The 17,529-nt window shown below is 39.8% G+C and carries 16 protein-coding genes; 2 read left to right on the top strand and 14 right to left on the bottom strand.

Annotated features, from left to right (window positions below; genetic code table 11):
- Positions 1–15 precede the first annotated feature (15 nt).
- Positions 16–942 carry a class II fructose-1,6-bisphosphate aldolase gene (fba, locus tag B5771_RS05405; RefSeq protein ID WP_088186624.1) on the bottom strand — a complete coding sequence of 309 codons (927 nt, stop codon included), beginning with the start codon at positions 940–942 and terminating at the stop codon, positions 16–18.
- Between the two features lie 206 nt (positions 943–1,148).
- On the bottom strand, positions 1,149–1,805 hold the full coding sequence (locus B5771_RS05400; protein ID WP_088186623.1) for a DUF6483 family protein: 657 nt from the start codon (positions 1,803–1,805) through the stop codon (positions 1,149–1,151).
- A 215-nt stretch (positions 1,806–2,020) separates the two neighbouring features.
- Here B5771_RS05400 and B5771_RS05395 point away from each other — a divergent pair, with 215 nt between their 5' ends.
- Positions 2,021–2,221, top strand: a complete 201-nt coding sequence (locus B5771_RS05395) for a hypothetical protein (RefSeq protein ID WP_088186622.1) — start codon at positions 2,021–2,023, stop codon at positions 2,219–2,221.
- A 259-nt stretch (positions 2,222–2,480) separates the two neighbouring features.
- Here B5771_RS05395 and B5771_RS05390 read toward each other — a convergent pair whose 3' ends face one another.
- On the bottom strand, positions 2,481–3,449 hold the full coding sequence (locus tag B5771_RS05390; protein ID WP_088186621.1) for an EamA family transporter: 969 nt from the start codon (positions 3,447–3,449) through the stop codon (positions 2,481–2,483).
- Between the two features lie 274 nt (positions 3,450–3,723).
- Here B5771_RS05390 and B5771_RS05385 point away from each other — a divergent pair, with 274 nt between their 5' ends.
- Positions 3,724–4,872, top strand: coding sequence for a glycosyl hydrolase family 18 protein (locus tag B5771_RS05385; protein WP_088186620.1), 1,149 nt, complete (start codon positions 3,724–3,726; stop codon positions 4,870–4,872).
- 188 nt (positions 4,873–5,060) lie between these two features.
- Here B5771_RS05385 and B5771_RS05380 read toward each other — a convergent pair whose 3' ends face one another.
- The 11 genes from B5771_RS05380 to B5771_RS05330 all read right to left on the bottom strand — a co-directional run bounded on the left by B5771_RS05380 (position 5,061) and on the right by B5771_RS05330 (position 17,498).
- Positions 5,061–5,873 (bottom strand): EFR1 family ferrodoxin, encoded by an 813-nt coding sequence (locus tag B5771_RS05380; RefSeq protein ID WP_088186619.1) that lies wholly within the window; start codon positions 5,871–5,873, stop codon positions 5,061–5,063.
- Between the two features lie 116 nt (positions 5,874–5,989).
- On the bottom strand, positions 5,990–8,422 hold the full coding sequence (locus B5771_RS05375; protein ID WP_088186618.1) for a hypothetical protein: 2,433 nt from the start codon (positions 8,420–8,422) through the stop codon (positions 5,990–5,992).
- Positions 8,412–9,587 (bottom strand): hypothetical protein, encoded by a 1,176-nt coding sequence (locus B5771_RS05370; protein WP_088186617.1) that lies wholly within the window; start codon positions 9,585–9,587, stop codon positions 8,412–8,414. Before B5771_RS05370 ends, B5771_RS05375 begins: the two co-directional genes overlap by 11 nt.
- A 362-nt stretch (positions 9,588–9,949) precedes the next feature.
- The gene (locus B5771_RS05365; RefSeq protein WP_088186616.1) at positions 9,950–10,153 is read right to left on the bottom strand and encodes a hypothetical protein; all 204 of its coding nucleotides are present in this window, start codon (positions 10,151–10,153) and stop codon (positions 9,950–9,952) included.
- Positions 10,154–10,476: 323 nt separating this feature from the next.
- Complete coding sequence (locus B5771_RS05360) at positions 10,477–11,295, bottom strand: methyltransferase domain-containing protein (protein WP_242966747.1); 819 nt, start codon at positions 11,293–11,295, stop codon at positions 10,477–10,479.
- Between the two features lie 244 nt (positions 11,296–11,539).
- Positions 11,540–12,703: an alanine--glyoxylate aminotransferase family protein gene (locus B5771_RS05355; RefSeq protein WP_088186614.1), complete on the bottom strand. Its 1,164-nt coding sequence runs from the start codon at positions 12,701–12,703 to the stop codon at positions 11,540–11,542.
- Positions 12,704–12,950: 247 nt separating this feature from the next.
- Positions 12,951–14,189 carry a (Fe-S)-binding protein gene (locus tag B5771_RS05350; protein WP_047811618.1) on the bottom strand — a complete coding sequence of 413 codons (1,239 nt, stop codon included), beginning with the start codon at positions 14,187–14,189 and terminating at the stop codon, positions 12,951–12,953.
- A gap of 24 nt (positions 14,190–14,213) precedes the next feature.
- Complete coding sequence (locus B5771_RS05345; RefSeq protein ID WP_047811619.1) at positions 14,214–15,056, bottom strand: FAD/NAD(P)-binding protein; 843 nt, start codon at positions 15,054–15,056, stop codon at positions 14,214–14,216.
- Entirely contained in the window at positions 15,056–16,069 is a 1,014-nt protein-coding gene (locus tag B5771_RS05340; protein ID WP_047811620.1) for a 4Fe-4S dicluster domain-containing protein, read from the bottom strand. The genes B5771_RS05345 and B5771_RS05340 overlap by 1 nt, the downstream gene beginning before the upstream one ends.
- 9 nt (positions 16,070–16,078) lie before the next feature.
- On the bottom strand, positions 16,079–17,029 hold the full coding sequence (locus tag B5771_RS05335) for a 4Fe-4S ferredoxin (RefSeq protein WP_047811621.1): 951 nt from the start codon (positions 17,027–17,029) through the stop codon (positions 16,079–16,081).
- A complete protein-coding gene (locus tag B5771_RS05330) occupies positions 17,022–17,498 on the bottom strand; it encodes a hydrogenase iron-sulfur subunit (protein ID WP_047811675.1) in 477 nt (158 codons plus the stop codon). Before B5771_RS05330 ends, B5771_RS05335 begins: the two co-directional genes overlap by 8 nt.
- Positions 17,499–17,529: the final 31 nt, after the last annotated feature.

Raw genomic sequence — 17,529 nt, 5'->3', positions numbered from 1 at the left:
GTAATGATATGTTATTTAGAGTTGATTGCTGCAATTTAAGACATCTTTAATTTTATGCTTAACCATGTTTTTAATGGCTTCTCTTGCGGGTTTAAGATATTGACGTGGGTCAAAGTCAGCCGGATTGACCGCTAAATGTTCACGGACAGAAGCAGTCATGGCAAGGCGAAGATCAGTATCAATGTTAATTTTACATACCCCCATTGTTCCTGCCTTGTGGAGTAATTCCTCAGGTACACCTTGAGCTCCTTTGAGTTCTCCCCCATACTCATTACATTTGGCTACGAACTCTGGCAAGACGGTCGATGCTCCATGCAATACCAATGGAAAACCGGGAAGCAGAGCAGTAATCTCTTGGAGGCGTGGAAAATCGAGTTTTGGTTCTCCCTTGAATTTATAGGCTCCGTGACTGGTTCCTATGGCGACAGCCAGGGAATCACAGCCTGTTTGATGGACAAATTCAGCGGCTTGCTGGGGATCGGTGTAACTACTATCCTTAGCACTGACATTTATTGCATCTTCAACTCCGGCAAGTCTTCCCAATTCGGCCTCGACGACAACACCTTTAGCATGGGCATATTCTACAACTTTTTTTGTCAAAGCAATATTTTCGGCAAAAGGCAGCTTGGAGCCATCGATCATGACGGAAGTAAAACCACCATCAACACAAGCCTTGCAAATCTCAAAATCTTCCCCATGGTCTAGGTGCAAGGCGATAGGTAAACCAGTGTCCGCTACAGCGGCTTCTACTAATTTCATTAAGTAAACGTGCTTAGCATATTTTCGAGCTCCTGCCGAAACTTGGAGAATAAGCGGGGCATTTTCTTCCTTAGCTGCATCCACGATTCCTTGAATAATTTCCATATTGTTAACATTAAAAGCTCCGACAGCACATTTTCCATAAACTTTCTTAAACATTTCTGTTGTCGTTACAAGTGGCATTTAATTCCCTCCTAAGACGATAATTTTTGGTCGAGGTAGTATCTTCTCTTTTTTGAGTTCACGGTTGTATACTTTTTTTCCTTAACATCTTCGGCACAAACTAACGATTTCCTGCGTCTCCTTAAGTACAAAACAAAAAACTATGCTCTTTTAGCGGAAAAGTATTTACATAAAATCACTTTCCCCATTTACCAGATCTTCTATTCCTATTTCTTATACTGCTTTAAAGTTTCTAAGCCTTCAAATACTTCATCCATCGGCAAATTTCCTTTTTGAAGTTCAGCTGGATCTTTCTGGGATAATCGTTTATAAAAGGCCATTCCCTGCCTTAAAACAGCATCATTTTGCTCATCCGTTTTTAGCAGATTAAAAAGAACATCCTCTGCCTTCCCATAGTTTTGAATGAGTTCGTAATATTGAAACAACGATACTTTGCTTTCCTTAGGTGAATTATGCCATTCAATTTTTTCGAGGAGTTCATCAACCTTGTTATTGGGTTCTGATATGGGATCGTTTTGCTCCATTAAAACATTTAGCATCATATTTAGACTCTTTATGTATAAGTTTTTTGCTCTCAAAGTCTCTCCTTTAAGTTCATATATATCTGCTTGCTGTTTTAATAATTCACTGAGCATGAGATGTTTTTCGGAATTAATGGTATTTCCGCTTATCTTATGGATCAAGATATCATAAGGAAGCGCTTCGATTACTTTTATATCCAAGTCAGTAAAATACTTTAATGTATCATTAAGAACTTCTTGACTTTCTTCAGTGTTCTTCTCTGCCTTTAATCCGGCAAGCTTACTGATTGCTGCAGTGAACTCTTTAACCATTTTCATTAAATAATCTTTTTCTTCAAACATTTCTTTACTCCAATTCCCAGAATTTATTTATAGCTACAATTAGTATATCCTTATTTCTTTAAAATTTCTTTAAAGATTTCTGCAGTTTTCCAGGTATAACATATACAAATAAATGAACGAATGATGAATAAGAAAGTGTTAAAAATAAGACGATAATCGATACAAATTCATTTCGTTTCATTCAATGTAAAGATTACAAAGGAGGAAATAATTTAATGAACCTCAAGACAGTTGAGCTTACTAGGGGCATACTTGAAGTTGATCCAACGAATATCTCCAGTGAAGAAATCGCAACAATTAACGCCAACTTGCACCGGGGTGCCAGTTTGGTTGACCTAGAATCTAAAGGGGGAAAATTAATATTTACCATTGAAAAAGAACATAAAACTTCAGCAGCCAAAAAGTCTCCTGAATGAACACAAAGAAAAATAAACCAGGTTTTCAGACCCGGTTTATTTTTAGATGGTATAAGAATTTTAAAACAAATCATTTTATAGCTTACCACCAAAAGCCGCCCCAGAAAGGTCGCCAAAATGGTCTAAAGCCAAATCCGAAACCCCATCCCCATGGTCCAAAAAACATTTGTATCACCTCCAACATTATTTCACTCCAATATATGGAAAATGAACATATATGTTCCATATATTGCTGTTCAATTAAATTGGAAGTATACGCTTATAAAGTTAAATCGTTACGCAATTTTTGGGCAGATTGCTCCGGTTTTGCAAGAGATAATATGATCCCGAAAATTACGAGAACAAAACCCGCCCAGTGATAAAAGGATAAGGATTCACCAAGAATAAAGATACTTAAAACAATGGTCAGTACTGGTTGCAGGTTGCTTAAAATTGTAGCCTGCCCACTGCCAATAAGATTAATTCCCACGAGATTTAGGAAAAAAGCAAAGCCTGTCACAAAACATCCCATATAAATGATCATTAGAAAATCGAATAATGTAAGATGCCAAGGCTTTGTGGTAAGCTGCCAAACTCCAGGAGGAATAAGCAAGAAGGTGCCAAAGGCAAGAGCGTAGATGGAGGTTACGACTGAGGAGAGTTTTTCCATGATTTTTTGGCCAAGAACATAGAATATTGCCATTGACGAGACATTGATAAAAAGAATTATATCTCCAAGACCTAATTTTAAGGAGAGCAGATGATGTAAGGAACCTTCAGTAAATACAATTAAAAGACCTAAAAATGAAGTTATAATACCTAAAATCTGTAGTTTATTCAACTTTGCTTTAAATCCAATGACTAAAAGGGTATTGGTTAAGGCGGGAGACGTCGCCGAGATGATTGAAGCATTAGTACCTGATGAGTATTTCATACCGACAATGAACGTTAGATATGCGAGGGTAATGCCGAAAAAACCCAGAACAAAAAGCTGGAACAAATCCTTTCTGCCAGGTCTTGTTGCTGTTTTAACACGTGACCACGTCAGAGGTACGATGATCAGAAGTCCAAGAACTCCCCGCAACGCGGATAAACCTGCGGAAGGGACATGACCGGCAATTAACTTCCCCGCAATGACATTCCCGGCATATAAGATTGAAGAAATAATCAGAACGGAATAAGCCTTAATCCGTATATGGGGAGCATTTCGCTTTGTGCCTTGTATAGTGGATGTAGTAGATGCTTCCATTGTTATTTGCCTCGATTAATTTAATTAAGATAAGTTAGACTCATATATAGTTTTCTCATTACAAGTTGTTTAGATGTTTTGCTTCTGGCATGCTGATCAGTTCATATATTACCATATTTCTTTTCGTTTTCGGAGAGTAAATCATAAAGATTTAAGGTATTTATATTAAAACAATCACTCTCCATAAACTTCAACCATAAATTCCCTCTCGTCGTTCAAGCTTCTAACACATACATTAGATTAAATATTATTGTTTGTGCTGAGGAGAATCAAGATGGGAATTCACGTAATTAAGTCCGGTGAAACCTTAAGTAAAATTGCCAAACACTATCGGGTTTCATTGGATACTATCGTTTCTGCCAATCAAGTTCCGGATAAAGATCGTTTAGTAGTCGGCCAAACTTTAGTTATTCCTACTACTAGTCATCAAATTTTTAGTGCCAAACCTACCATTGATGTCAGCGCGTATTTAGATCCTAGAATCACGGGGAGTCTCTCAGGTCAGACGATAGACCGGGTAGGACGTGATCTGACGTATTTAGCAATCTTTAGCCATGCGGTAAATCTGGACGGAAGTCTTAGTCCTCTCGATGACCAAGGCCCTATTGCAGCAGCCAAAAGAAACCGGGTTGCTCCTTTATTAGTGCTCACTAATTATGTTGGCGGGCAATTTAGCAGGGATTTGGCAACAGCTATCTTTAATGATGTGAATTTACAAGATTATATCTTAGATCAGGCTCTCTATTTAATGGAAGAAAAAGGCTATCAAGGTTTAGATTTTGACTTTGAGTATCTGGGCGGAGACAACAGATTAGGATATCTTCATTTTTTGCAGAGAGCGGCTGCCAAAGTAAAACCCCATGGCTATTTTTTGTCGGCCGCTGTGGCACCTAAAGTGAGTGGAGAACAACGAGGAATCTTGTATGAAGGGCATGATTATACGGGAATCGGCCAGATTGTAGATTTTATGTTCATCATGACTTATGAATGGGGTTGGTCAGGTGGTGAGCCCATGGCTGTTTCTCCAATTAATCTTGTGCGAAACGTCATGAACTACGCCGTGAACGTTATACCAAGGAATAAAATTATGATGGGAATTCCCTTATACGGTTACGATTGGATGCTGCCGCATGTACCGGGAAAATGGGCTCGCTCTATTAGTTCCCAACAAGCTTTGAAGTTGGCAATTCAGTATGGAGTTCAGATTCATTTTAATAAAACAGCACAAGCTCCCTGGTTTAGATATCGTGATCTCCAAGGCAGACAGCATGAAGTTTGGTTTGAAGATGCCCGCAGCATCCAAAGTAAGTTTGATTTAGTTAAACAGTTGGGAATTCGAGGCTTTTATTATTGGGTATTGGGCCATGAGTTTCCACAGAACTGGTTATTACTCGAAGAAAATTTTACGGTTCGGAAATGGTAAATTTGATTGAAGTATAAAAGCATAGTTAACCAGACAAATAGGAAGGTTAACTATGCTTTTTGAAAATTCTCATTTTTAATTTGCTATTCGTACTCTTAGAACTTACGTTGGCTTTTCGTCAATAATTAAGAATACTTGGAAAAAGTATTAATAGAAAAATGCGTAATAAAAGCATTGAACCTTAACCGTTAAAAAAAGATTTCAGGTTCTTTTCGTGAAGAAAACTCTATTTCTAATTCTTCTTTATGTCTTAAATAATTCTCATCGTCATAATACTTAGCATTAGAAGGGCACTTTTTGATACATGCTCCGCACTTAATACAAATGCCGATTAATTTTGCAACGTCTTCAGGATCAATTGAACCCATCGGGCAAACAGAGACACAAAGTTTACATTTAGAACAATCTTCATTTGTTTTGGGGGTAACTTTGCGAATATCTACGGGATTTCCCTCTTTATTTTTCGGCATATAGTATCTTCTGTAAGGCTGATTTCCTTTGACATTGACGATAGTAAGTTCCTCAGACGACGTTATTTTTTTTGCGATTTCATTTGCGAATTCATCAACAATCTTCATATCTTGTTCATCAGGTCGATTTTGGGCAAGAATTCTTGAGAACGAATGCTCACCAATAAAAGCCCCTCCGGCTATTACTTTGAAACCATTATTAGCAAGGATATCTCTTAATTCAATTAAGGCATCATCGTAATTTCTATTTCCATAGAGAACAACTGCAATTGCTATGGCACCATTGCCAATAATACTATTCAAATAGTTTAATAATACATTCGGGACTCTACCTGCATAAACAGGAACTCCAAGAATCACTATATCGTCTGCGTTAAATGCGATGGGCTTTAATCTTACTTCAGGCAAGGTAAAATCAATGGTATGTGTTTGACAATCAATTTTCTTTGAAATACTCCCTGCTATTCCCGTAACGATCTTTTCAGTAGTGCCTGTAGGACTAAAATAGATGGCGTTGATGACTTGACTCATGGAAACCCCTCCCCGTAAATTAAATCGTTCTTAGTATATATATCCTTAGAGACAACTATAGTCTATTTGTACGGCGAAAAATGACGAAACAACAGATTTGGAATAAAAAAAGCTTTCTAACCGGCAATTTGAGTCCACCCCACTCCTTTAAGTTTATCGATAACTTTGAGATTGGTTGTAGTTAATATAATTTGTCTTGAACGTGATAAATCAGTTAAGTATTCAATAATGTTATTCCAGAGGCTCTGGTCATCAGACATTTTTCCAATAGAGAAGATCATAGGAACGTTTGTGTTGTAGTTAAGAGCTAACTGAGCAATCGCCATTCGATATGCAAAATATTCACTCTTTGCTATGTCCAGATCACTTTGATGTTCCTCTCTTTCTCGCTGATTGAAAAATTCTCTTAAAATTTTTGCCGCTTCATACTTTAAGGCATTACCGTAATTTACTTGCCAGGTGTTCATTGAGGTTTCAAATAAGTTTTGGGCGTCATTAAAGGCTTGCAGCAAACTTTCATAACTCATCCATTCCTTTTTAACAGTCTCGATCTCTTCTTCTAAAGCGACTAAAGAAGGACGCTTTTGCAATAATTTTAAATGCTGTTCTGCCAGTAACCGCTTACTGCTCATCTCAGACAGTTCCGTTTGCCAAGAGGTCAGTGATGCAAGACGATTTTCGTCCAAAATCAGTGCTTCTTTTTCTAATTCTGCTAAAGGTTCCAATTTTTTAGAAAGATCATCTAAGCTTCGATTACTGAGCATAGTCTGCAATTTGGCTGAACACTCACTTAATCTTCTTTCTGCTCGGTCTTTTGTTCTTAGTATATGAGCAGCTTTAAAAATTGCAGTTAAGACATCTTCCCGATCGGTTACAGGTATATTCCAGCCGATGAGCTTTTCTTGAAAGCCTATAGTGAAGGAGTGTAATGTTTTAGTTTCTATTTTAGAACGTTCAATTAACGTTTGGCGTTTTTTATGAAGATGGGATAACTGAAGCCTTTTTCGGTTGCAGCTATTCCATCCATCAAGCCATGACGAAAAATCGGCGGCATTAGTGATAAAAAATGCTCGATTTAATAATTCATTGCGTGAATGAACGATCTTAAGCAGGGCTTCTTCATTGTCAATTTTATTTTGTAATTGAGTTATTTGCTCCTGAATTGTCTCAACGATTTTTTTTTGATTACGAAACTTCATGAGCCGATTCTGCAACGCCTCGGAATTTTGAACATGAAACCTCGCATAAAATTGGTTAAGACGAGATTTGAGCTTTTCCTCAATACTTTTTCTGCCTAAATGGTTTTTTAAGGTCCGATCAATTGGCCTGCTGATTTTCGATGTTTGCCACTTTTTCAATTGCTTTTCCCATCGTTCAACTCGATATTGATCGTCTTCAGTTATTGCTGCCATTTCTGCAAATTGCTGAAGGTGCGTAATTTCTTTCGAATATTGTAATCGGGTATTTGTTAAAGCTTCTTGAAGGTTAATGGAATTTTGAAGTTGTTCCTGAGCAGAATTTCTTTCTTCATAAAGTCTGCTCATTCGTTCCTTTTCCTCATTTGAACCTTCATAGCCACAGGTTTCTAAAAAGATTTCATGTTTTGTTATCATATCCGTTAGTTTTTGAATGATATGGTCGTAACGGTTTACTCGTGCTTGAAGATCTGCCCACTCAATACATTCTTCACGCAAACTCTCTAGAAAACCCCAATCAACAATTGAATCGCTGGTCAAGGCTGCTAGATTGCTTTCAGCACAGCCGATTTCCTCTTCTGAATTCATAATTTCAGTTTGGAGTCGGCGCAATTCTCGATAGTCTGGGTTTTGGTTTAACAATGACAATCGCTCTTGTATTTTAAGGGTTGAGTCAATTTTGTTTGCTAGGATTGCTTCGCCTTCTTGGAACTTATTGATCTCAATGACCAGTAACCGTTCTTCCTCTTGTTGACGGCGAGAGTCTTCCCACTCTTGTCTGAGAGTATCGTATTTAGCTTTAACCAGGGCCATTTTTCCCTTTTGTTCATTTAATTTCTGCATTGCACCGCTTAAACAAGCTTTTACTTTAAGGGGTGATAGTTCTTCATCGCCGCTCTGACAAAGGTTATCAATGCGCTGGCGGAGTTGATCGAGATCATCGTTGTCTGACCAGTTAACGATTACCCCCAGTTGAAAGGGTTGCAGTTTTATGTCAAATATGTATTCACCTAATACTGATGAGTCAGTAAACAACACATTCTGTCCTGTAATTTCATCCTTAATCAAAGCTGAAGTAGGAATAAAATCGTTGTTCTCTTTCAGATAATTCTGGCGGATACAACAATGATTATTTTCGTCACTGCTGAAGACTAACTCTAAGAAACTTATGTTGTTAAAGAGTTTCATACTTCCTTGTGGCGTTTGGGGACTAAATAATTTTAGCAATAACTCAATCAGTGATTGTTGCTGGGTTTGTTCTTTGAAAAGCAGATAAGCAGGGCTCGCCGGGAATGTCCAAGTGATATTCCCGAGGCCCTTTAACCGGCTGCCTTTGATATGTTCAATTTTCATAACTTATCCTTCCCTGTTCGAGAGCTGCCAGTCCGATTTTTTTAATTAGCTCCCATTGCTCTTGCTCTGCAGGGGTTGTCGCCGTAGATTGATAGTCGTTGATTTTTTGAAAATAAATTTGGGATAAGGAAAGATAATTGCACTCTTCCAGTGAAGTCTTATGCGATGCTGAGAAACCAGGCGTCATAAAATCCAGCCCGAATTGAGGATCCACCTCAGTTTGAGGGGTTTCAAGTTCGATAAAACGAAATTTCTCAGCGAGCAGCTTTTGTAAGGTGTTTATGTCTGCATCCTTCGGTACCTGATTTGAAAAGGTTATCCTGAATAAATGTTGCTCACGTTCTTCAGAACTTGTTTCGGACAATAATTTTGTAATAATGGCTTTATAGTCATGATGAAACTCAAGATATTTCGTAATATATTGACGTTGGCCTAATTCTCGAAATTCTAGCTCAACATCATCTTGATCAAGTTTGCCGACGATCACACCGTGGGGCCCTTGCTCGTTAAAATTTCTGGCTTCGAGAACGCCGCTATCTGCCCAAATAGTTTTTCCTGCACTTTGAATTCCGCTAAAGAATGCTTGATACCCTATAGCCAGATATACCAACCCGCTGGCTGCAATCTGTTCAGGTCTAAGTGGAAAACTTTGGGGACTATTTGAGTCAGCTGTCTTAGAGTGGAGAAGCATAATTGGTATAGTGCCATCGGTTTTCGCTCGAAACTCCTGATTGAGTATAGTTCCGTCTTGTTGATAAGCAGTCCATCCAGCTCCATATACACTGATCTTATGACTTTTTAGGTTTAAGCAACTGATTCCACCGGAAAATATCTGGACGTTACTAGGCCATACGGCAAGTCGGTACGCTGACGTCGTAACATAAGGGTCTTTTTCGCCTGGAACAATGAAAACACTCGTCGCTTTTAAAGTGCCCAAAGATTTTGCTACCCGTTCAACCGTTGACTTGCGAGTATATTCTTGCTCGAATAAATTTCCGGTTATAAAAAGCAAATCAATCTTTTCAGATTGACAGATTAAAAGCATAGTCTCAAATGTTTTCCACAAATCCTGATTACGTTGTGAAATCCATTCTTCAGGACCTTCCCAACTGGGACTATCAAAGCGACAACCGGAACATTGTAAAAAACGGATTTGCGGAGACATACCTTCACCTCAATCATGTCATTAGAGGAATAATTTAATTGTACTATAGAACGAAACAAATAAACCATAGGCCATTAAGCTCAGATAATATATAGCCTTCTAATTCTATTATTATTATCGAAAAAAATCTTTTAGATATTAAGATCATATCCGAAGATTGAAAACGATGGTTTACCCTCTCCTAACAGAAAAGGGTCCCATCAAATAACTTGACAGGACCCCAAAATCAGGAGGATATAATTAAAGTAACCAATTATGGAATATTCATTCATACCGTCCTTATCTATTGGAAGTCTTCAACAAGGAAAAGAATCCCTATGAGTTCTTATTTTAGAGACTCTGTGGGATTCATAGTTTAAAATTTATTTCATATAGTGAAACCCAGTTTCACAATCGTAACAAAGGTCGTATGCTTCCATTGCACGTGCTTGTCTGGGATGTAATTCATTGCTGCTATGCGAATAGATTCCTCGTGCTCCTTCTTCCCAACTGTTAAACTTTACGTTTATTTCTTGAGACTGTGTCCATTCATAACCCCTTTTTCCTTCCTCTCTCCCATGGGTCATCCTAATCACCTCCTTAAGATATTTTCGGTCTGTATAACAAAATGTTTCATATAATAAAACTATGTTTTATTATATTTGCTATTAGTTATATATCTTAGCATAGTGGGATTTCGACTTCAAGTAGTGATCATCGGATTTAACATAAAATGTATTTTATATCTCAATTTTAAAGGAACAAATCAAAAGAGTCAATATATTTTGTAAAATCAGAAGATAAATATTTTTATAACAATACATTTCATATCTTTATCATGACATTTTAACTCCTATCGAACACCTCAAAAATAGCCAGAAATCTTCTGGCTATTTTTGAGCTTGATTGTTTAGCACCGTTTGTGGAATAATCTCAGGAACCATTGCCTAATGCTGTCTTTGAGAAGAGGTTTTGGTTTCGGCTCTGGTTTGCGACCTGTAATTAGTCCAAAACCAAAGTAGTAAAGGTTTTTTTTCATAAAATTTGCATTGCGTTGAAGTCTTTTATACAAACCGGGTTGATTTTTGATTTTTAGTGGGAGGTCTTTGAGTAAAAGCCAATCCTTTTTAAGTTCACTTAGAATTGTGTTGCTGTTGCTTCTCATAGACTGAGGATTTTCAATGCTAACTTCTTCAAATCCTGCGTCTGCTAAAGTTTTAATCCATTCCTCATATAACAATGGATTTGTGCTGGAACCAAAACACTCCTCCATCTGTCTTCGAATTGGTAAAGGTAATTCCTTTAATAAAATCATTTCTAGATCTGCCACTCTGCCGTGAGGTTTTAGAACTCGGTACAATTCTTGATAAACTTCTGCTTTCTTTAAAAAGACAGTTATTGACTCAGCCATAATTACGTCAAATGAGTTATCTTGATAAGGAAGATGGTAAACATCTGCAATCTCAAAGGTTACTAAATGAGAAACTCCTTCCTTTTCAGCTCGTTTTTTAGCTTTTTCTATCATTATTGGATTAACATCGATCCCTACTATTTTACAACCCACGATTTTAGCTGTATGACAGGCTGTGAGGCCGCTGCCACATCCAGCATCTAGAACATAGTCTTCTGCCTTCAATTGCAGAGAAAGCAAATTCTGTCTCGTAGCGGGAAAGCCGCCTGGATGGGAACTGCCTATTCCCAGCCAGGCGATAAGTTCAAAGTAATTCATTTCTTCAACTCGTTTACTGCTTCCCAATGGCTCACCCCCTTTATCCATACCTATGTGGTATATTATTCCAAGGTAACTTCTCCTGAAAGTTGTTTGCCAAAGATAGCATAAGAAAAAGCAACTCAAGCTAAAAAGCCTGAGCTGCTTCGAATTGAAACACAAGATCAATAAATGTAAATAATAATTGCAAAATTAAAGTGACATTTTACCTTTTTAAAATGCAATATTAATCCCTATTGTTCTTTTAGCGAGCATGATAAATTTTCGTGAATTCAGCAATTGCCTTGTCAATATTTGCTTCATGTCCCATTTCGTTAAGAGTTTCCCCTACGATTTGTAAGGCTTTCACAAACATGTCTTCAGTGGCATTGCCCATATGACCGATGCGAAAGGCTTTCCCTGCTAATGAAGCCAATGCCCCCGCAATGACCATACCTCTCTCAGCCAGTCGTTTACGAAATTCTACATCGTTAACGCCTTCGGGATAAAGGATACAGCTCAACGTCGGTGCAGCAATAGCTTCAGGAGCCAAAGGCTTCATTCCATAAACCATTAAACCGGCTCTTACAGCTTTCCCTAAGGCAGCATGACGACGGTAGCGTTCGTTTAATCCTTCAGCCATAACAAGTTCCATCCCCTTGTTAAAGGCATAAATCATGTTGACAGGCGGGGTAGCATAATATTTGCCTGGGTCTTTCATAATAGGAAGCCAATTTTTGATGTCTGTATAGTATCCATGAACATCAGCTATCGCTTCACGTGCTGCCAGAGCTCTTGGTCCAAAGGCCACGATGGCAAGACCGGGCGGAACGCCAATTGCTTTTTGCGATCCGGTTAAGACAACGTCAATAGTATAAGAGGGATCACCGTAGGTTTTTTGCATATCTTCTTCAATTGCAGCAGCAGCACAGACTCCATCAAGGATAAAAAGTGCGCCGGCCTTCTTAACAGCTGGAACTAATTCATCCAGATTGGCCATAATACCAGTCGAGGTATCAACGTGAGTCACTGTTACAGCTTTAAAGTCTCCTGAGGCTAATTTCTCTTCAACAACCTCTTTACGGACATGCTGCCCCCATTCAGCTTGAATCGTTTCGACTTGGATGCCAAACGCCTTAGCTAAAGGAATGAAGCGGTCGCCAAAATAGCCGTGACTAATTACGAGCAATTTTTCGCCGGGAGCAACGGTATTAATAATGGCCATCTCCATGGCAAGCGTTCCTGAACCAGCAACAACAAAGACTTCGCCATCTGTGTTAAAAAGCTTTTTCGTTTGGTCTAAGCTATTTTTGAATACTTTGACAAAGCGCGGATCCGTATGAGCGTAGGTTTCACTGGACAATGCATCATAAATTTCATCCACAACGGGTGTTGGCCCAGGAATGAGCAACATTTCCTTATTTCGCATAATATAACCCCTTCTTTCTCTTTATTCAATCATTTTTAGTATTTCCTAATACCTTTACTATAAATACTAATTGCTATAATTTCTCCTTAAATCGTATATTTCCTGCAAACCGTTTCATTTTTTGTTCAAAGACAGACAATTATGTAAATATTGTATTATGCAATAGAATTAAAGTCCCGTCGGACTTGGTGTTGTCCGACGGGATCTTTTAAGCATACTTTAACTAAGCAGATGAGTTAATATCCCATTAGTTTGAGGTTTCTTCAGGTGCGTCTTCCGGAATATCTTCAATTAAAGCGTTTTCGACCAAAGCACTAAGGTGTTCCATTTTCATTCCAAGTTTATAAAATTTATTCATATCATTAAATTGGTCAATACAGTTGTGACAAGGGATACACCCGATCTTTGCCCCGGTAGCCACTAATTGATCAACTTTCGGCTTGGCCTTAATCATCCGCATTTGCTTCGTTGCTGCTACAGCTAAGGCTCCTCCGCCGGCTCCGCAACAGATGTTGTATTTGCCTTCGGGATTCATTTCGCGATAATCCATAACAGTATTCTTAATAACATAACGTTGGGGTTCATAGACGCCTTCTTTTCGAACCGTATTACAAGGATCATGCATGGTTACGGGAACCGTGTTTTTCGTTTTATCGAGTTTTAGTTTGCCTTCTTTAATCCAATCGGCATATATTTCAACAATATGCCGTACCGGAATTGGTTTCCCATCCCAGTAGTTGCGCGCAAACTGTCTTGTTGACCGGAAAGCATGGCCGCATTCCGTTACGATAATTTCTTTAGGGTTTAACCTTTGTGCTTCTTCAAAAAGCGGGCGTGATATTTCACAGAATTCATCATCTTTACCGGTAAACAAACAAATGTTGGTAGCATCCCAGCGTTTGGTGCTAATGGTATAGTTCGCCTTAGCTGCATGGAAAACATGCAAAATGGTTTGTAAATCGGCAGGATAGTGTTTAATTTCACGGGCATTAAAGCAAAACATAAAGTCTGCATTGGGTTTATCAAGAGGAATTTTGTAACTCGGATCCTTAAGCTGTGCTTGAAGCAATTCTTCAATCCACTCTAAGGTCTCAATGTAATCGATTTGTTCGACACCCATTTGATTTCCTGTACGAATATGGTCGTCAGCGATAACTTGTAAATGCCCAGGCGGAACCGGTGTCTTGCCGCGAAACGCTCTCGTAATCGCTGCGATGTTGACTCCCATGGGACATTCAACGGTGCACCGTTCACACATAGTGCAATTCCAAACAAATGGATCATTCTCTGCTTCTTCACGCATGCCGAGTGCTACTTTGCGGATAAATTTGCGTGGATCTTGATCTTCATGCAAATCACTGTAAATACAGCCTGCTGTACACATACCACAGGTAAGGCAGTTTGAGAAATCGTATTTTTTCAAGATCCCGGCGATCTCATGACGTAAGGTAGGATCTAAGCTTTTTACTCTAATAGGTTCTCCCACGATTAATTCACCTCCGGCCTATTATTAATATTCACTAGGAAGATCTTTTAATTGAGCCATTGAAAAGACAGGTCCATCTTTACAGACATATTCAGTGCCAATATTGCAGCGGCCGCAAATTCCCAGTCCGCATTTCATGCGCATTTCTAATGATGTGTAGATGCGTTCAGGCGGAAAATTCAGCTTTTCCAGGACAGGCAAGGTGAATTTAATCATTGCCGGTGGTCCGCATACTACTGCATAGGTATTAACTGACGAGGGAGCTACTTGCTCGGTGATAGATGGGATAAAGCCAACATGCTTTGTCCAGCCTTCAGCCGGACGGTCGATGGTGGTGACAAGATTGATGTTGGGATTATTTTCCCAGGCAGCTAATTCTTCCTTATAGAGCAATAAGCCGGGGTTTCTTGCTCCGTAGATAACCGTTATATCCCCGTAGTCGCCGCGATGGGCTGGATCCAACATATATACAGCTAAGGCGCGAAGGGTTGTAAAGGCAAAGCCGCCGCCGATAATCACAAGATTCTTTCCTTTGAACTCTTCGACAGGATAATAGTTTCCCATCGGTCCCCGGACGCCTACCATGGTCCCTTCTTCCATCAAGTGAAGAGCATTAGACACACAACCAACTTTAGCAACAGAAAATTTCAAAATGCCAGGTTCGGTGGGAGAAGTCGCAATTCCAAAGGGTGCTTCCCCATAGCCAAAGGCGCTGAGTTCTGCGAACTGGCCGGGCATATATTTGAAGTTTTCCTCATCTTGTTTATTAAGAAATTCCAGGGTAAAGGTATTAATATTTCTATCTTCGGTCTCAACTAAATTTTTAGTGAGCTTCATAGTTATTGGAAGATAAGGATTCTGTTCCATTATTCCACCACCAATTCTGCTTTGTTTACGCCATCAATGATCTGACGCATATCCATATTTACAGGGCAGCTGCGAATGCAACGGCCGCAGCCGACGCAGGCGATGTCCCCGTTGTTATGCACAAAATAGTTAAATTTGTGCATCATTCGTTGGCGCCAGCGAGCTTTTTGAGTACTTCGAGGATTATGACCAGATCCGTGCAGAGTAAAGAGCGGCGCCATGCAAGCATCCCAAGTTCTTACGCGGCTCCCGGAATTTTGGCACACTTCTTCAGAAATATCAAAGCAGTGGCAAGTCGGGCAGGAGAAGGAACAGGTATTGCATCCTAAGCACTTTTCTTGCAGGTTTTCCCAATAAGGGTTGTCAAACATTTTGTCCAGTTTTTCCGTAATTGTGGAAACATCGACTTGACTCGTGGTTTGAGCGCTTTTAACAGCGTCCACTAATGCTTGTTCCTGAGCCGTTAGTTCGGAAAGGCCTAAATCACCCAATAAAGCTTTACCTTTTTCCGTAATGATTTCGAGGTCATACGAATCTCCTAAATCAATGAGGAAAATGTCTGCACCCTCGCTGCTGGCAGGCGAAAGACCCATCGAAGAACAGAAACAGGTTGGTGCAATAGTTTTACAGGCCATACCAATAACGACGGTGTTATTGCGACGCTCATAGTAGTAAGGATCTTGATATTGATCGTTCTTGAAAACCTTGTCCAGAAGAAGCAGTCCTTTTGCATCACAGGGTCTTACGCCAAAAAGGATCGTTTTCTCGACCTTCAGTTCGTTTTTAACAGTAACATCCTTACCGTTTTTGACATAGGATATAAGTTTTTCATGCTGCGGAAAGAATAACGATTTAGGAGGAAGTTTGGAATTGAGATAGTCTTGTTTAACATCTGAAAAGCTCTTGACCGCTTTGTAGTTCACTCCGCCTGCTTCACTGACCGGAGCAATGAGTCTGTAATCTGAGGACAAAGCATCTACGGATTGACCAAATTTTTCTTTACTTATCTTCATGTCTTCACCTCACTCCTTTACCAAAAACGCTTCAGGGTCATCCCCGCTGTATACATTAAGAGCTGGTTTAACATCTTCGCTGATCCCGGATTCATGTTGGTACATTTCCAGCACATCGCGGCTCATCTTACGATTTAGAGCTCGAATGTCGACTCCCTGGGGACAAGCTCTGCTGCATGTGCCGCAATCAACACAGCGGCCGGCAAGATGGAGTACACGTCCTGCTTGGAAAAACAGATTCTCGGCACGGTTGACTCCGCCTGTTAACCAACGAGGAGTATTGCAATCGACGAAACATTCCTGGCAATAACAGAGTGGGCAGGCATTACGGCAGGAATAGCAGCGAATGCATTTATCCATTTGCTCACCAAAGTAAGCTTCACGTTCACTATCAGATTTCGCTTCCATCTCCAGAACATCGGCAAACAAGACCGCTTGCTCAGGAACTTCTACAGTTCCCCCGAGGTGAATGTCTTCAATGACCGGATTAGGATAACGGCAAGTTTGGCATGTCGCATCCTTTACTTCAGCAAAGGTAAACTCGCCGCTTCCCGACATACCTTTTACTGAAATTTTTCCGTCGGCAATAGTAGCTTCAATAATTTCCCCAAGTTCATTTTCAATCTTTCTCTTATCAACAACCCCTTGACAGGAAACTCCAATAATATATAAATCATCTTTAACTAATTGGTTTTCCTGCAGGAGTACAACTAAAGCTCTGCTGTCACAGCCCTTAGTGATAATGGCTTTCTTTCCCGAAATTTTATAAGAAAAAGCTGCTAAATTGTTTTCACAGGTTTCATCCCAAATGAGTTTGTCGACATCCTGCACTGTCCGTACAAAGCAAGGTGTTGCTTTCAGCGGCAAAGAACCTTTTTCATATCCTATGACTACGTCAACTTTTCCGTCGGCCAGTAATTGGCGGGCCGTTTCTCGGATCTCTTCAGTGACACTACTCATCCGTTCCACCCCCGTCCTTTACTTTAAATACACCGTTATTGGGTCCCAGTGCTGCAACACGCTCCGTTACTCCTTTTACTACTTCAGAGAAGCGAACCCCCTCTGCTGCTGATACCCAGGAGAAACTGACTCGGTCTTCTTCTAAGCCAACATGTTTTAGAAGAGATTTAATTAAAGCGAATTTTCGGCGGGCAACATAATTACCGCTGATATAGTGGCAATCACCAGGGTGACATCCGGAAACGAGGACTCCGTCGGCTCCGTTAGCCATGGCTTTTAAGAGATATAAGGGGTTGATTCTCCCAGAACATGGGACGCGAATAGTTCTGATTGTCGCAGGATATTGAAAGCGGCTGACACCGGCAAGATCGGCGCCGGCGTAGCTGCACCAGTTGCATAAAAAGGCGGCAATCTTAGGCTGGTATGTTTTATTATCCGTATCAGATACGTTTACTTGACGTTCTTCCATAAACATCTACCTTTCCTTAGCCTTATTAACG

The organism is Desulfosporosinus sp. FKA (assembly GCF_002196785.1).
GTDB classification, from domain to species: domain Bacteria; phylum Bacillota; class Desulfitobacteriia; order Desulfitobacteriales; family Desulfitobacteriaceae; genus Desulfosporosinus; species Desulfosporosinus acididurans.
Note: the sequence above shows the minus strand (reverse complement) of the source record. Positions and strands in the feature narration are given on the sequence as shown.

What these genes read in the sequence shown, in the direction of transcription:
- fba (WP_088186624.1), bottom strand. Translation starts at nt 942, where the DNA reads ATGCCACTTGTAACGACAACAGAAATGTTTAAGAAAGTTTATGGAAAA.
- B5771_RS05400 (WP_088186623.1), bottom strand. Translation starts at nt 1,805, where the DNA reads ATGTTTGAAGAAAAAGATTATTTAATGAAAATGGTTAAAGAGTTCACT.
- B5771_RS05395 (WP_088186622.1), top strand. Translation starts at nt 2,021, where the DNA reads ATGAACCTCAAGACAGTTGAGCTTACTAGGGGCATACTTGAAGTTGAT.
- B5771_RS05390 (WP_088186621.1), bottom strand. Translation starts at nt 3,449, where the DNA reads ATGGAAGCATCTACTACATCCACTATACAAGGCACAAAGCGAAATGCT.
- B5771_RS05385 (WP_088186620.1), top strand. Translation starts at nt 3,724, where the DNA reads ATGGGAATTCACGTAATTAAGTCCGGTGAAACCTTAAGTAAAATTGCC.
- B5771_RS05380 (WP_088186619.1), bottom strand. Translation starts at nt 5,873, where the DNA reads ATGAGTCAAGTCATCAACGCCATCTATTTTAGTCCTACAGGCACTACT.
- B5771_RS05375 (WP_088186618.1), bottom strand. Translation starts at nt 8,422, where the DNA reads ATGAAAATTGAACATATCAAAGGCAGCCGGTTAAAGGGCCTCGGGAAT.
- B5771_RS05370 (WP_088186617.1), bottom strand. Translation starts at nt 9,587, where the DNA reads ATGTCTCCGCAAATCCGTTTTTTACAATGTTCCGGTTGTCGCTTTGAT.
- B5771_RS05365 (WP_088186616.1), bottom strand. Translation starts at nt 10,153, where the DNA reads ATGACCCATGGGAGAGAGGAAGGAAAAAGGGGTTATGAATGGACACAG.
- B5771_RS05360 (WP_242966747.1), bottom strand. Translation starts at nt 11,295, where the DNA reads ATGAATTACTTTGAACTTATCGCCTGGCTGGGAATAGGCAGTTCCCAT.
- B5771_RS05355 (WP_088186614.1), bottom strand. Translation starts at nt 12,703, where the DNA reads ATGCGAAATAAGGAAATGTTGCTCATTCCTGGGCCAACACCCGTTGTG.
- B5771_RS05345 (WP_047811619.1), bottom strand. Translation starts at nt 15,056, where the DNA reads ATGGAACAGAATCCTTATCTTCCAATAACTATGAAGCTCACTAAAAAT.
- B5771_RS05340 (WP_047811620.1), bottom strand. Translation starts at nt 16,069, where the DNA reads ATGAAGATAAGTAAAGAAAAATTTGGTCAATCCGTAGATGCTTTGTCC.
- B5771_RS05335 (WP_047811621.1), bottom strand. Translation starts at nt 17,029, where the DNA reads ATGAGTAGTGTCACTGAAGAGATCCGAGAAACGGCCCGCCAATTACTG.
- B5771_RS05330 (WP_047811675.1), bottom strand. Translation starts at nt 17,498, where the DNA reads ATGGAAGAACGTCAAGTAAACGTATCTGATACGGATAATAAAACATAC.